General features: G+C 68.4%; 11 protein-coding genes. 5 read left to right on the forward strand and 6 right to left on the reverse strand.

Features of this window, described 5'->3' with window-relative positions; genetic code table 11:
- The first annotated feature begins 103 nt into the window (after positions 1-103).
- On the forward strand, positions 104-1438 hold the full coding sequence (locus RCH12_RS02510; RefSeq protein ID WP_327015961.1) for an APC family permease: 1335 nt from the start codon (positions 104-106) through the stop codon (positions 1436-1438).
- A gap of 63 nt (positions 1439-1501) precedes the next feature.
- Positions 1502-2344: an alpha/beta hydrolase gene (locus RCH12_RS02515; RefSeq protein ID WP_327015962.1), complete on the forward strand. Its 843-nt coding sequence runs from the start codon at positions 1502-1504 to the stop codon at positions 2342-2344.
- A gap of 50 nt (positions 2345-2394) precedes the next feature.
- Here the strand turns inward: RCH12_RS02515 and RCH12_RS02520 are convergent, their stop codons facing one another.
- The 6 genes from RCH12_RS02520 to RCH12_RS02545 form a co-directional block, all read right to left on the reverse strand.
- Positions 2395-2709 (reverse strand): transcriptional regulator, encoded by a 315-nt coding sequence (locus RCH12_RS02520; RefSeq protein WP_088455215.1) that lies wholly within the window; start codon positions 2707-2709, stop codon positions 2395-2397.
- Positions 2709-3614 carry a hypothetical protein gene (locus RCH12_RS02525; protein WP_327015963.1) on the reverse strand — a complete coding sequence of 302 codons (906 nt, stop codon included), beginning with the start codon at positions 3612-3614 and terminating at the stop codon, positions 2709-2711. The genes RCH12_RS02520 and RCH12_RS02525 overlap by 1 nt, the downstream gene beginning before the upstream one ends.
- Positions 3615-3693: 79 nt before the next feature.
- Complete coding sequence (locus RCH12_RS02530) at positions 3694-4791, reverse strand: AI-2E family transporter (RefSeq protein ID WP_327015964.1); 1098 nt, start codon at positions 4789-4791, stop codon at positions 3694-3696.
- Between the two features lie 39 nt (positions 4792-4830).
- Positions 4831-5298: a GNAT family N-acetyltransferase gene (locus RCH12_RS02535; RefSeq protein WP_327015965.1), complete on the reverse strand. Its 468-nt coding sequence runs from the start codon at positions 5296-5298 to the stop codon at positions 4831-4833.
- Positions 5299-5308: 10 nt separating this feature from the next.
- A complete protein-coding gene (locus RCH12_RS02540) occupies positions 5309-7546 on the reverse strand; it encodes a putative bifunctional diguanylate cyclase/phosphodiesterase (protein WP_166789307.1) in 2238 nt (745 codons plus the stop codon).
- A gap of 183 nt (positions 7547-7729) precedes the next feature.
- Positions 7730-9172 carry a helix-turn-helix domain-containing protein gene (locus RCH12_RS02545; RefSeq protein ID WP_088455220.1) on the reverse strand — a complete coding sequence of 481 codons (1443 nt, stop codon included), beginning with the start codon at positions 9170-9172 and terminating at the stop codon, positions 7730-7732.
- A gap of 148 nt (positions 9173-9320) precedes the next feature.
- Between RCH12_RS02545 and RCH12_RS02550 the strand changes: the two genes are divergently transcribed.
- The 3 genes from RCH12_RS02550 to RCH12_RS02560 all read left to right on the forward strand — a co-directional run bounded on the left by RCH12_RS02550 (position 9321) and on the right by RCH12_RS02560 (position 14031).
- The gene (locus tag RCH12_RS02550) at positions 9321-11207 is read left to right on the forward strand and encodes a phosphoenolpyruvate carboxykinase (GTP) (protein WP_088455221.1); all 1887 of its coding nucleotides are present in this window, start codon (positions 9321-9323) and stop codon (positions 11205-11207) included.
- A gap of 131 nt (positions 11208-11338) precedes the next feature.
- Positions 11339-12538 carry an ROK family protein gene (locus RCH12_RS02555; RefSeq protein WP_327015966.1) on the forward strand — a complete coding sequence of 400 codons (1200 nt, stop codon included), beginning with the start codon at positions 11339-11341 and terminating at the stop codon, positions 12536-12538.
- 131 nt (positions 12539-12669) lie between these two features.
- Positions 12670-14031: an extracellular solute-binding protein gene (locus RCH12_RS02560; RefSeq protein WP_088455223.1), complete on the forward strand. Its 1362-nt coding sequence runs from the start codon at positions 12670-12672 to the stop codon at positions 14029-14031.
- Positions 14032-14034: the final 3 nt, after the last annotated feature.

A 14034-nucleotide genomic window follows, 5' to 3' on the forward strand; every position in this document is an offset into this window, starting at 1 on the left:
GCCACAATTGTCCGGTGCGGAAACAGTTGCCCGCAAAGCTGGGTCGATTTCGTGCGGTCTTTTCGGTAGCCATGGGATGGGCGGCGCGGGTTAAAGTATCGGAATGACACAGCAAAACGCCAGCACCGACCCGCGAGAAGGCGCAACCCAGCCAGCACTCAGGCGCAACATCTCCGGCAAGATGTTGTACCTGTTCATCCTGGGCGATGTGCTGGGGGCGGGCATCTACGCGCTGGTGGGCCAGATCTCCGGCGAGGTCGGCGGCGTGACCTGGGTGCCGATGCTCGTCGCCCTGGGCCTCGCCCTGCTCACCGCGGCGTCCTACGCCGAGCTCGTCACGAAGTACCCCCGGGCGGGAGGCTCCGCGGTGTTCGCGGAACGCGCCTACAAGAAGCCGCTCATCGCGTTCCTCGTCGGCTTCTGCATGCTCGCGGCCGGCGTGGTCAGCGCCGCCGGCCTCGCTCTCGCGTTCGCGGGAGACTACCTCGGCACGTTCATCGACATTCCGCCGGTGCTCGGCGCGGTGCTCTTCCTCGCCGCCGCCGGGTTGCTCAACGCCCGGGGCATCAAGGAATCGGTGCGGGCGAACCTGGTGATGACAGTCATCGAGACCACCGGCCTGGTGCTCGTCGTCGTTGCGGTCGCCGTGATGTTCTCCGGCGGCGGGGGAGACCTCAGCCGGGCGGTCACCTTCGAATCCACCGCGAACCCGGTGATTGCGGTCTTCGGTGCCGCGCTGCTGGCGTACTACTCCTTTGTGGGGTTTGAGACCAGCGCCAACGTGATCGAAGAGGTCAAGAACCCATCGCGGGTGTACCCGAAGGCGTTGTTCGGCGCGTTGGCGACGGCCGGCATCCTGTACCTGCTGGTGGGCACGGCGGCATCGGTGGCCGTGCCGGCCGCCGACCTGAAGGAATCCACCGGTCCGCTGCTCACCGTCATCCAGGCAACGGGCGTGGGCATCCCGGCCTGGCTGTTCAGCCTGATCGCGTTGGTGGCGGTTGCGAATGGTGCGCTGCTCACCATGATCATGTCCAGCCGACTGGCCTACGGGATGGGTGTGCAGGGCTTACTGCCGTCGGTGTTCGCCAAGGTGCTGCCGGGCCGGGGCACACCGTGGGTGGCGATCGTGATCACCACGGCCCTCGCGATGGTGCTCACCGCCACCGGGAGTATCGCGACGCTGGCAGAGACCGTGGTGTTGCTGTTGCTGCTGGTGTTCCTCAGCACGAACATCGCCGTTCTTGTCCTCCGCCGGGAGAAGGTCGAACACGAGCACTTCCGGGCCTGGAGCGTGCTGCCAATTCTGGGCGCGCTTTCCTGCCTCGTTCTGCTCACGCAGCAGAGCGGTGAAGTCTGGCTGCGCAGCGGCATCATCGTCGCGGTCGGCTGCCTGCTCTACGCCGCAACGAAGCTCGGCCGCCGCGCCCGGTCCTGACCCCGCGGGTCGCGAGCGTGTCGAGTGGCCGCCGGTACGGCAGCAGCTGGGAGGATCAGAGCCATGGATTCCCTGACGATTACCGGCCCGTACTGTGCCATCCCGATTCGTGTCTATCGCGCCGCCGCCGGGTCGGAACAGAGCCCGGCACTGGTCTGGGCGCACGGGGGTGGCTTCGCGTGGGGCGACCTGGAGATGCCCGAGGCGCACTGGGTGTCCCAACAGCTCGCGGCGCGCGGCATCACCGTGATCAGCGTCGGATATCGGCTGGCACCGGTGTCGGCGGCCCTGACTGACAGCGAACCGGCCCGCGACGGGGTGCTCTTCCCGGTGGCGTCCGAGGAGGTCGCCGCGGCCTTCTGCTGGGCCGCCGATCAGGCGACCGCGTACGGCATCGACGCCGACCGGCTGTCGTTGGGCGGGGCGAGTGCGGGAGGCGCCCTCGCCGCGGGGGTGGCGCTGCGGCTGCGGGACGCCGGCGGCGCACAGCCGGCGTCGCTGCTGCTGGTCTACCCGCTCGTGCACAGCGTCCTGCCGGAACCCAGCACCGAACTCGCGCAGAAGATCGCGGTGCTGCCCGCTGACGCACGGTTCGAGCTCGACGATGTGCGGGCGATGAACCTCAACTACGTGGGCGACCCAGCCGGGCTCGACAATCCCTATGCGTTCCCCGGCGGTCACGATCTGGCCGGCCTGCCGCCCACGCTCGTCCTGAATTCCGAGCACGACAGCCTGCGCGCGTCGGGGCAGGCCTTTGCGGCGGAACTCGCGCTGGCCGGCGTCGATGTCACGGTCTGCCAAGAGCCGGGAACCCGGCACGGCCACCTGAACGAGCCGGAGAACCCGGGCGCCCAGGCCAGCCTCCGGCGCATGACTGCCTGGCTCGAGGGCTCGTTGGGGTCATAGTCCGTCCGGCACTGGCCGTGCCGCGGCACCCCCGCTCGGCGCTCGCGAGATCAGGGCGCCGGCCGCAGCCCGGCGGCGATGGCCTGCAGTGCGTCGACGTGGGTGCGCATGGCCGCGATCCCGTCGGACGTGGCGGTGATCCAGGTGCGCGGCCGGTTACCCACGTAGCCCTTGCGCACGGCGAGGTAGCCCGCCGTCCCGAGCGTGCTGATGGCCTTGCTCAGCGCCGAATCATCGGTCTCGAGCAGGTCGCGCAGGGTGCCGAAGTCAATCTCGACATCCGGCCGGAGCGCCGCCATCACCGAGAAACGCAGCGGCGTGAGCAGCGCGTCATCGAGGTTGTGGCGGGGGTGGTGTGCCGCCATCAGACCGCCCAGATGGGTGCGGGCCGGAACGCCGCGACCACGAGCGGGGCCGCGATGAGAATACCTCCGACGGTGCTGACGAGGCCGAGGTCCCAGGTGGTGCGGGACAGCACCACGGACAGGCCCAGCATCAACAGGTAGGTGCAGCCGAAGGCGGCCCATTGGGTGCGGCCCCAGTCTTCCGTGAGCCGGTCCAGGCCCACGCGGGTGGTGCGGGTGGCGAGTATGGCGAGAAAGAACGCGGCAGCCGTGACGATGCCGGCGACACCGAATGGGGTTCCGGTCAACATGCCGATCGCGCCCAGCCACAGACCCAGGATGACCGTGACGGCGCGGTCGGTCGGGCTCAGGAGGCCCGATAGAGCGGGCTCTGGGCGATGAACTCCGGCCAGCCTGGCCTGCTGCGCTGAGCGAATCGCCAGAACGACCACCGGTACCGCGGTAAAGGCCACAATCATCAGCGCGACGGGCCACTGCACCGTGGGCGCCAGGAACGCCAGGTAGAGGAGGGCGAGGAACGGGAGAACGCTGGCCATCGAATAGCCGAAGCGGCGTCGCTTCGACCCGGGCCGCCGCGGCCGACGCTGGCTCTGCGTGAGTCCGTCGGTCAGGGTGCCGGCAGCGAGGAACCCCGCGAGCACCAGGAACCCCACGTTGAGCCCGTCGCCGGCGGTGTGCACGACTCCAGGAATGAGGCCCGCGCCGTCGAAACCGCCGAGGCCGGAGAGTGCGAAGGCCAGCGAATACGCCAGAACGGCCACGGCCATCCAGGCGTCGACGATTGCCTGGGTGCGGGCATCGATGGCCTCACGAACCCGGTCGCCGACCGCGTCACTGGCCTGCAGGAGCTTCGCCGCCGCAGCCGCGCCTGGCTGTGCGCTGTCACTCGTGTGCTGGTTGCTCATGATGTCCCCCCGATTACCGCGACGGCCCTGCCGCACTGTCAATGTAGCATTCACTTGCCAGTTAGCAAGTGGATGTTACTCAGCTGAGCGCCTTGGCGGGGATGACCACTTCCTTGAGGATCAGCAGAATGCCGGCCGCGACGGGGATGGCGACGAGCGCCCCGGGCAGGCCGGCGAGCGTGCCGCCGGCGAGGGCGGCGATGAGCACGATGGAGCCGGGAACATTGACCGCCTTGCTCATGACCCTCGGGGTGAGAATGTACGCCTCGATCTGCATATAAATGAGCATGGCGATCAGCACGACAAGCGCCGCGGTCGGCGAAACGAACAGCGTGAGGATCGTCATGAACGCCGTCGTCAACACCGTGCCGATCAGGGGGATCAGGGTGATGAAAAACGCGGAGACCGAGATGACCAGCGCGAACGGGTTGCCGACCAGGGTCAACAGGATGAGGCTGAAGGTGGCGTTGAGGAACGCCAACACCACCATGCCGCTGAGGTACCGGCCGATGTTCTGCATGATTCGCTCGGCCAGCCCCACCACCCGTTCGCGGTGCGACGCGGAGACCAGGGTGTAGATCGCCGCTTTGGAGGAGTCCAGCGTGGCTGTGAAGTAGATGGTCAGGATGAAGATGAACGTTGCCGTCGAGATCGCACTGATCACCGCGACGCCGACTTGCAGGAGACCGCCGCCGATCCCGGTCCAGGTGGCCGGGTTCGTGAGGAAGTCGACCACGCCGGAGTAGATATTCGTGAGCAGTCCGCCGCTGCCCGACGACGCCTGCTGGAACCAGTCTTCGGCGCGCAGATCGGCCAGCATCGCCGGCAGGCCGTTCACGAAGGCGACGGCCTGGCCGATGACGAGCGGCAGGACCAGCGAGAGCATGCCGACGATGACCAGCACAAAAAGCAGGTTCACAGTGAGGATCGCACCTCCGCGCTTCATGCCGCGACGTTCGAACCACCGCACCAACGGATCCAGGCCGAGGGTGATGAACGCGGCAGCGAACACCGAGAAGACCACGGTCCCGATGCCGGCGACGGCGGCGGCGATTACCAGAGCCGCCAGCACGCCGAGAGTGGCGACGAAGGCCCATCGAAATGGATGGTTGGCGAAGGCGTTCGCACCGGTTCCGAGGCGTTCGCGGAGCCGGTCCTTCCGTTGCAGTGTGGTCACGGCGTCAACCTACTCCCGTGCCCGGGCACCGGTCGGCGTTCAGCCGCCGGCGAGATCGAGACGCATGAAGGTGCTGTGCGGGTCGAGAACGTAGTCCGCGAACGGGGCGCACTCGGTGAAGCCGTGCCGGTCGTAGAGCCGCCTGGCCGGCGCGAAAAAGTCCTGGCTGCCGGTCTCGAGGTAGAGCCGTTCGTATCGGCGGTGCCGGGCCGCGTTCACGATCTCGCCGAGGAGGGCCGCGGCGATGCCCCGTCCGCGCGCTGCCGGCGCGGTGCGCATCGACTTGATCTCACCCTCGGTGGGGGTCAGCTGTTTCAGGGCCCCGCATCCGAGCAGGACGCCGTCCTCCCGGGCCGTCCAGAACGAGACCTCCGGCGCCGTCAGTGCCGAGTGGTCCAGGGCGTGCACGCTCTCGGCCGGTGAGGTGGCGAACATGTCGGCCAGGTGCTCGTCCAGCAACAGCAGCACGTCCGTCCGGGTCGGGGTCTCACGCGCGATCTGAATCATAGCCAATAACCTACCGGCCCCCACGAGGGGTGAACAGCGTGGCCGTGAGGCCGGTCACAACGGCCACCTCGCGGCTGGCAAGCCAGGCATCCAGTTCGGCTACCGGCACGGGCGGGGAAATGAAGAAGCCCTGCGCGACGTCGCACCCGTGGCCGGCGAGGTCTGCGTAGGCGACGCTGCTCTCGACACCTTCGGCCACCATCCGCAGGCCGAGGCTGTGCGCCAGATCGATGGTCGAGGCCACGAGCGCGGCCGCGCGCGGATCGTCGGCCATCGGCATCACGAAGGACTTGTCCAGCTTCAGCTCGTCGATGGGCAGATCACGGAGATACGCCAGGGAGCTGTAGCCGGTGCCGAAATCGTCCACGGCGATCCGCACCCCGAGGTCACGCAGCCGGGTGAGGATGGCGTGTGCCCGTTCCCGGTCTCCCATCAGGAAGTCTTCGGTGATCTCGAGCACCAGAACTGAGGGAACCAGCCCGCGCGCGGCGACCATGTCAGCGATCCGATCGGGCAGTTCAACGTCGACGAGTGAGCTTGCCGAGAGATTGACCGCCACAGACAGCGTGCGCCCTTGCTCCTGCCAGCGAGCAGTCTGATCCAGGGCCTTCTCGAACACGATCTGCGTCATCGCCGGCATCAGCCCGGCCTCCTCGACGAGTGCGAGGAAGGCATCCGGATAGAGCAGCCCGCGCACCGGGTGATCCCAGCGCACGAGGGCCTCAACGCCCCGGACGGTGCCGTCAGCGAGATCGACCTTGGGCTGGTAGTGGAGCAGCAGCTGGTCTTCGAGCAGCGCCGTGCGCAGCTCCGCCAGGGTGCGTAACCGCTCGTCGCCCTGGCCGTCGTCGTCGCGGTAGACGTGGTGCCCGCCCCGCGTGGACTTCGCCCGGTACATGGCCATGTCGGCCTTGCGCAGCAGCAGGGTGAGGTCCTGGCCCTGCTCGGGGTGGAGGGCAATTCCGATGCTGGCGTGGGCCTGCAGGGTGATGCCGGCCAGGGTGAACGGTTCGGCCAGTGCCGTGCGCAGCTTCACGGCGACGCTCTCGGCCGCGGCGACATCGCATCCGTCGAGGTGGATGGCGAATTCGTCCCCACCCAGTCGGGCCAGCAGATCGGCCTCGCGCAGCTGCGCCGACAGTCGCCCGGCCACCACCCGGAGCAGACCGTCGCCAACGTCGTGTCCGAGGCTGTCGTTGACCTCCTTGAATTTGTCGAGATCAAGCAGCAGGAGCGCACTGCGGCGTTGCCGATCGGCGGCCAGCCGAGCGGGCACCTCGGCGTACAGTGCGCGCCGGTTGGGCAGGCCGGTGAGCTCGTCCGTCATGGCTTGGCGGTGCATGTCCGCGAGCCGGATCCGCTGCCTGAACACCAGGGGAACCGCGGCCAGCACCAGGGTCAGGCTGGCGAGCGCCACCGCGAGCGGCGGGACCTCCACCTCGCTTGCCAGGATCAGGACACCCAGCCCGGTGGCCGTGGCCAACGCCGGCACGGCCTGCGCGGGAATCGACCACGCCGGGACGGGTCGCGTCCTGTCGGCGCGGGCGGATACGTCGATCCAGCACGCGATAAAGGCGAGGCCGATTGCCCAGCCCATGTCGAGTGGGGTGCCCACGACGTACAGGTCGGTGAGTTCCAGCAGGGCGTAGGTGACGTCGGTGGCGGCAAACGTCATCAGGCCCAACACGAGCAGGATCCATCGGGGACCCGCGTTCCGCCCCTGGGAGGCCCCGACCCCGACGAAGACGGCCACGAGCAGCAGGTCGGCCAGGGGATACGACACCGCGACCGCAGTGGCCAGCGAGGCCGGTCTGTCTGCGACGGGGCCCAGGATGGGATTCAGCAGCACCGCCAGCACGGCTGCCGCGGCGACGCTGCCCAGGGCGCCGTCCAGCGCAACGGACCAGGCCATGTCCCGCGCTTTCCGGCGCACCAACACCACCAGCGCAGCCATCATCAGGGGGCAGAAGGCCAGGAACCCGATGTCGGCGAGCGACGGGTACGGCAGCGTCACGCCGAAGCCTGCCGAGAGCACAAAATAGATGTTCCCGACCGCCCAGGAGGTCACCGCTGCCGCAGCGAGCACCAGCTCCAGCTGGCCGAACCGGGTGCGGTGGAGGGCCCGCACGCAGACGAAGATGGGAACCACCATTGCGAGCAGCCCCAGCCACCCGTCGACGAGCGGGCTGAACTCGGTGTCACGTCGGAGCAGGATGGCGACGGAGAACGTCGCCAGCAGGAGCGCCATGATCCAGATCGGCCACGAGGCGAACCGCCCACCTGACCGTGTCTGTTCACCCTGCGCCGCAGATGTAGTCGCCGCCATCGCCGCCCCCAGACTTCGTCTACTCACGTTAGCCGTCACATGGTGCTTCCAGGGACACTCTCGCCAAACCCGACGACGATGGGGGCATCCGGGGCGCGCCGGGCGCTATTGGTCGGCGTGCTCCTCGAGGAACCTGTACACCTCGGTGTCGTCGACGCCGGGGAAGGTACCGCTGGGCAGCGGCGAGAGCACGTGCGCGTGCAGCCGGGCGCTCGGCCAGGCCTGGCCGTCCCAGCGGGCGGCGACCGCGCCCGACGGGCGCCGGCAACAGGACTCGTCGGGGCAGCGGGACACCGCCCGCTGCGTGGTCTCCCGGCCGCGGAACCACTTGGCCTGCGCGAACGGGGCGCCGACGCTGATCGAGAACTCGCCATCCGAGGTGCTGCCGGTCTGGGTGGCGCACCAGAAGGTGCCGGCCGGGGTGTCGGTGTACTGGTAGAACTCGGTGGTGCGGTTGGTGTGCGTGAACGCGCTGCGGGCGCTCCACTGCTTGCAGACCAGCTGGCCTTCGATCGACCCGGTCACGTCCGCGGGCAACGGCAGGCCGTCGTTCTCGTAGCCCTTCTGCAGCGCGCCGTCGCCGGTGACCCGCAGGAAGTGCACGGTCATGTCCAGGTGGGTGGTGGCCAGGTTGGTCAGCCGCAGCGCCGCAGCCTCGTGGGTGACTCCGAACGCGTCGCGCAGGTCTTCCACCGAGAGCACCCGCTCCCGCTTGGCGTTCTGCAGGAACGTGCGAGTGGCCTCCAACGGCATCAGGCAGCAGGCGGCGAAGTAATTGATCTCCAACCGCTGCCAGAGAAATTCGGCGTAGCTGGCCGGGCGCTCGTGACCGAGCAGCCGGTGCCCCATCGCCTGCAGCGCCATCGACCGCAGCCCGTGCCCGCCCGGGATCGACGCCGGCGGCAGGTAGATGCGGTGGTTGGCCAGGTCGGTCACCGACCGGGTGGAGTGCGGCAGGTCGTTCACGTAAATCAGGGTGAAGCCCAGCTGCTCGGCCATCACGCTGACCTCGCGGTGGGTGAGCGCGCCGGAGACGTGCCCGGAGGCGCGCACCCGCTCCTCGGCGAGTTTTTCGATGTCGGACATGTAGTTGCCGCGTTCCCGCATCCGTTCGCGCAGTTCGGTGTTGGCCCGGCGGGCCTCCTCCGGGGTGGCGATGGCCTCACTGGCCCGACGGGCGAGCTCGCGGTGCAGGCCCACGAGAGACTCGATCGCCGGCAGCGGCATGCCCTTGGTCACCTTCACCTGGGGCAGGCCGAGCGCACCGTAGAGCGGGTTCTTCTGCGCCCGGGCCAGCTCGATCTCCAGGGCCGCCCGGGTGTTGGGCGCCTCACCGCTGAGCAGGTCGGCCAGCGGCACCCCGAGGGCCTGCGCTAACTGCTGCAGGACGGACAGCTTGGGCTCGCGCCGGCCGTTCTCGATCAGGGAGAGCTGACTGGCCGCCAGACCTACCTGCTCACCGAGCTGGTCCAGGGTGAGCGCGCGCTCGCTCCGAAAGTGACGGATGCGATGACCCAGGGTGACGAGGTCGGAGGCCGGCGTTGGCATTCCTTAAGCATACGTAAAGAACCGTGGTTCTTAACGACTGTTTTCCGGTTCCTGACCCCGATTCGGTCGCATTCTTAATGCACAGGACGAAATTAGCGCTCCTGCCCCACTCTTCCCGCCCCGTCCGAATCCTGAGGAAGGCCAGACCATGACCGTCACCCACCCCGTGCGCAGCGACATCCGCGCCCACACCTTACACGCGACCCAGACCTCGGCCGCCACCGTCCCCGGTGTACCCACGGGTACCACCGACCCCGCCCTGCGGGCCTGGGTCGACGAGATTGCCCGCCTCACCCGGCCCGACGCCATCGTCTGGTGCACCGGCACCGCGCAGGAGGCCGACGGCCTGTCCAAACAGCTCGTCGACGAGGGCAAGCTCATCAGGCTCAACCCGGAGTGGCGGCCGAACAGCTTCCTCGCCCGCACCAGCCCGACCGACGTGGCCCGGGTGGAGGACCGCACCTTCATCTGCTCCACCGACCCCGATGACGCCGGCCCCACCAACAACTGGGCGGAACCGAAGGCAATGCGCGCCGAACTGAACGGCGTCTTCGCCGGCAGCATGCGCGGCCGCACGATGTACGTCGTGCCGTTCTCGATGGGACCGCTCGGCGGCCCCATCTCGCAACTCGGCGTGGAGATCACCGACTCGCCCTACGTGGTGCTGCACATGGGCATCATGACGCGGATGGGCGCTGCCGTGCTGCGCCTGATCGAGGCGGGCGCCCCGTGGGTGCACACCGTGCACAGCGTTGGCTTCCCGCTCGTGGACGGTGCCGGCATCCGCCGGGCCGATGTCACCTGGCCCAGCAACGACACCAAGTACATCGTGCAGTTCCCCGAGGACCGCGAGGTCTGGTCGTTCGGCTCCGGCTACGGCGGCAACGCCCTGCTGTCGAAGAAGTCGTTCGCGCTGCGGATCGCGTCGGTGATGGCCCGTGATGAGGGCTGGCTGGCCGAGCACATGCTGCTGATCAAGGTCACCTCACCTGAGGGCGGCACCTACCATGTGGCCGCCGCGTTCCCCTCGGCCTGCGGCAAGACCAACCTGTCGATGCTCAAGCCCACCGTTCCGGGCTGGACCGTGGAGACCATCGGCGACGACATCGCGTGGCTGCGCCCCGGCGACGACGGCCGGCTCTGGGCGATCAACCCCGAGGCCGGGTTCTTCGGCGTGGCCCCCGGCACCGGTGAGACCACCAACCCCACCGCCGTGCAGACGGTGTGGGGCAACACCATCTTCACCAACGTCGCCCTCCGCGACGACGGCGACGTGTGGTGGGAGGGCCTGACCGACACCCCGCCCGCGCACCTCACCGACTGGGAGGGCAACTCCTGGACGCCCGACAGCGGCCGGCCGGCCGCGCACCCCAACTCCCGATTCACCGTGCCGGCGGCGCAGTGCCCGTCGATCGCCGACAGCTGGGAATCCAGTGGGGGAGTGCCCATCGACGCCATCCTGTTCGGCGGCCGGCGCGCCACCAACGTGCCGCTGGTCGCGGAGGCCCGCAGCTGGAAGCACGGCGTGTTCATGGGCGCCACCATCTCCTCGGAGAAGACCGCCGCCGCCGAAGGCACCGTGGGAGAGCTGCGCCGAGACCCCTTCGCAATGCTGCCGTTCTGCGGCTACAACATGGCCGACTACTGGGCGCACTGGCTGCGGGTCGGCCGCGGACTGGGCGTCAAGGCGCCCGCGATCTTCCAGGTCAACTGGTTCCGCAAGGGCGAGGACGGCAGCTTCCTCTGGCCCGGCTTCGGCGAGAACTCCCGGGTGCTCGAGTGGATCATCCGCCGGGTCGAGGGCAGCGTCGACGCCGTCGATACCCCGATCGGGCGGATGCCGGAGCCCGGCGCCATCAACGTCGACGGCCTCGACGTGACACCGGATGCCCTCGAGCAGCTGTTCCGCATCGACCCGGCCTCCTGGCTGGCCGAGTGCGACCTCACCGAGGAGTTCTTCGGCCGATTCGGCGGCCGGGTGCCGGCCGCGCTGCGGTCCGAGCTCGCCAGTCTGCGCTACCACCTCGCCACGTAGGCGCGGCGGCTCTGCGCTCATTGTGCGCCGGGTGACCGAATAGGATTCAGTCATCCCGAGGTAAGCAATGAGGTGAATCCGTGGTTCCAAATGGCGATCTGCGGGCGCGGCGTGGCACGAATCTGCCCCGGATGGGCGACTTCAATGCCGCCGTCGTGCTCGACGCGATCCGCCGCTCGGTCAACGGCCTCAGCCGGGTGGAGCTCGGGCACTCCACCGGGCTGTCCGCGCAGACCGTCTCAAACATCTGTCGTCGGCTGATCGACCGGGACATGGTGCTCGAAGCCGGCAAGGCCAGCAGCGGTCCCGGCAAGCCGCGCACGATCCTGAAGCTGAACCCCGGCGGCGTATACGCCGTAGGCGTGCATCTGGACCCGGCGGTGATGACCTTCGCCATCCTCGACCTCACCGGCGCCGTCGTGCACCGATCCCGCAGCGCCACGCCCGCGGCCAGCGACCCGGACCACGTCGTCCGTCACATCGCGGAGGAGATCGAACGGCTGATCCGCGAGGCCGGGGTGGACCGCGCGAAGATCGCCGGGCTCGGCGTCGCGACGCCGGGGCCGATCGATCCCGAGCGCGGAACGGTCGTCGATCCGCCACACCTGCTCGGCTGGCACCTGGTGCCGCTCCGCGATGCCCTCGCGCAGGCGACCGGCTTCGAGGTGATCGTAGACAAGGACGTCACCGCAGCCGCCGTGGCCGAGATGTGGGCGGGCGGGCCCAGCGGGGTCGGCAGCTTCGTGTTCTTCTACCTCGGCACCGGCATTGGGGCGGGTTTGGTGCTGCGGGACGAGGTCGTGCGCGGCAGCTCGCACAATTCCGGAGAAATCGGCCACATCATTGTCGATCCGGACGGTCCGCCGTGCGGCTGTGGGCTTCGGGGCTGTGTCGCGGTCACCTGCACCCCGCAGAGCCTGGTGCGGGCGGCCGTGCGGCTCGGCGTGCTGACCGCCTCGCAGCCGAACGCGGATGCCCGAGAGACCGATGTGCAGTTCTCGGCCCTGTGCGAGCTTGCCGAGGGCGGGTCGGATGCGGCGTTGGCCGTCCTGGAGCAGTCCGCCGGCCGGGTCGCGAAAGCGGTGTCGGTGCTCACGAACCTGCTCGACGTCGACCGGGTGGTGTTCGGCGGGCCCTACTGGTCGCGGCTGAGCCGGGTGTACCTGCGCCGGATACCCGGCCTGTTGGACGAGCTGACGGTCGCCAGGAGCATCCACCGAATCGAGGTGGCGGGCACGGGAGTCGGCGAGGACGTCGGCGCTGTCGGCGCCGCCTGCCTGGTGCTGGACCACACGCTCGCACCGCGTGCGGCCCGTCTGATCCTCGGTTAGTCACAGCTCGGTAAAGGTGCCGTCAGGCTCTTGTGCGAGTTTATCCATTCGATTTAGTATTTCCGTATGCCACCTGCCGGTAACTGGGCCGGTCAGCGTTTGGGGGGCACGAGCTGGAGCAAAGGAGCACCATGCATCGCAACGCAAAACTCGCCCTGTCCGTGTTGGCGGCAACCTCGATGGTTGCGCTGGCGGGCTGTACGGCTGCCGGAGGCGACGCCGACGGCGACAGCCAATCACTGAAGATCGTGTACCAGAAGACCGATTCCTTCACGGCTCTGGACGAGCTGTTCACTAAGATCAAGCCGGAGTTCGAGGCCGCGAACCCCGGGGTCACCGTCGAACTCGAGCCGATCCAGGCCAACGACGACGATTACTCCACCAAGCTCGCGCTCTCGCAGAAGTCCGCCGAGACCGCACCCGACGTGTTCTACGAGGACACCTTCCGGCTGCGCTCCGACATCGACGCGGGCTACCTGCTCAACATCGACGACCAGCTCGCCGACTGGGACGAGTGGGCGCAGTTCAACGAGGGAGCCAAGGCCGCCGGGATGGGGGATGACGGCAGCGTTTACGCCGTCCCGCTGGGCACCGACACCCGGGGCATCTGGTACAGCAAACCGGTCTTCGCCGCCGCCGGCATCGAGCTGCCGTGGCAGCCGGAAACCTGGGACGACATCCTGACGGCCGCCCGCGCCATCCAGGACACCCAGCCCGACGTGGTGCCGTTCAACATGTACGCAGGTAAGGGCACCGGCGAGGGCACCGTGATGCAGAGCTTCTACGAGTTGCTCTACGGCACCGGAGACACCCTCTACAACGAGGACGACCAGAAATGGGTGGTCGAATCCCAGGGGTTCAAGGACTCCCTCGAGTTCCTGGAGACCCTCTACGCGGAGAAGCTCGCCCTCGATCCGTCCGAGGCGCTGGACCCGAACGTGTGGAAGAAGGTCTTCGGCGAGTTGTTCCCGCAGGGCAAGCTCGGCGGCACCGTCGAAGGTTCCTACACCCCGTCGTTCTGGCAGACCGGCGGCTCCTACGAGTGGCCGGCGTACACCGAGGACATGGCCGTCGCGACGTTCCCCACCCAGAACGGTGAGGAACCCGGAGGTGTGAGCATGTCGGGTGGCTGGACCCTCGCGGTGGGGGCGAAGACCGCGAACGCGGACCTCGCGTTCGATTTCCTCGCCCTGGCCGTCAGCCAGGAGAACGCCCTCTGGTACGCGATCAACAATTCCCAGATTGCCGTGCGCACGGATGTCGCCAGCGAACCGACCTACCTCGCCGCGAACCCGTTCGTGGCCGACGTGACCGAGCTGGTGGACGTGACCCACTACCGCCCGGCAACGAGCGACTACTCCAAGATCTCCGCCGAAGTGCAGGCGGCCACCGAGGCCGTCATCACCGGGCAGATGAGCGTGGATGAAGCGGCGGCCGCGTACGACACCGCCGTGGAGGGCATCGTGGGCGCCGACAAGGTCACCACGAAGTAGTCC

It is taken from the genome of Cryobacterium sp. MP_3.1, from assembly GCF_035984795.1.
GTDB lineage: Bacteria > Actinomycetota > Actinomycetes > Actinomycetales > Microbacteriaceae > Cryobacterium > Cryobacterium zongtaii.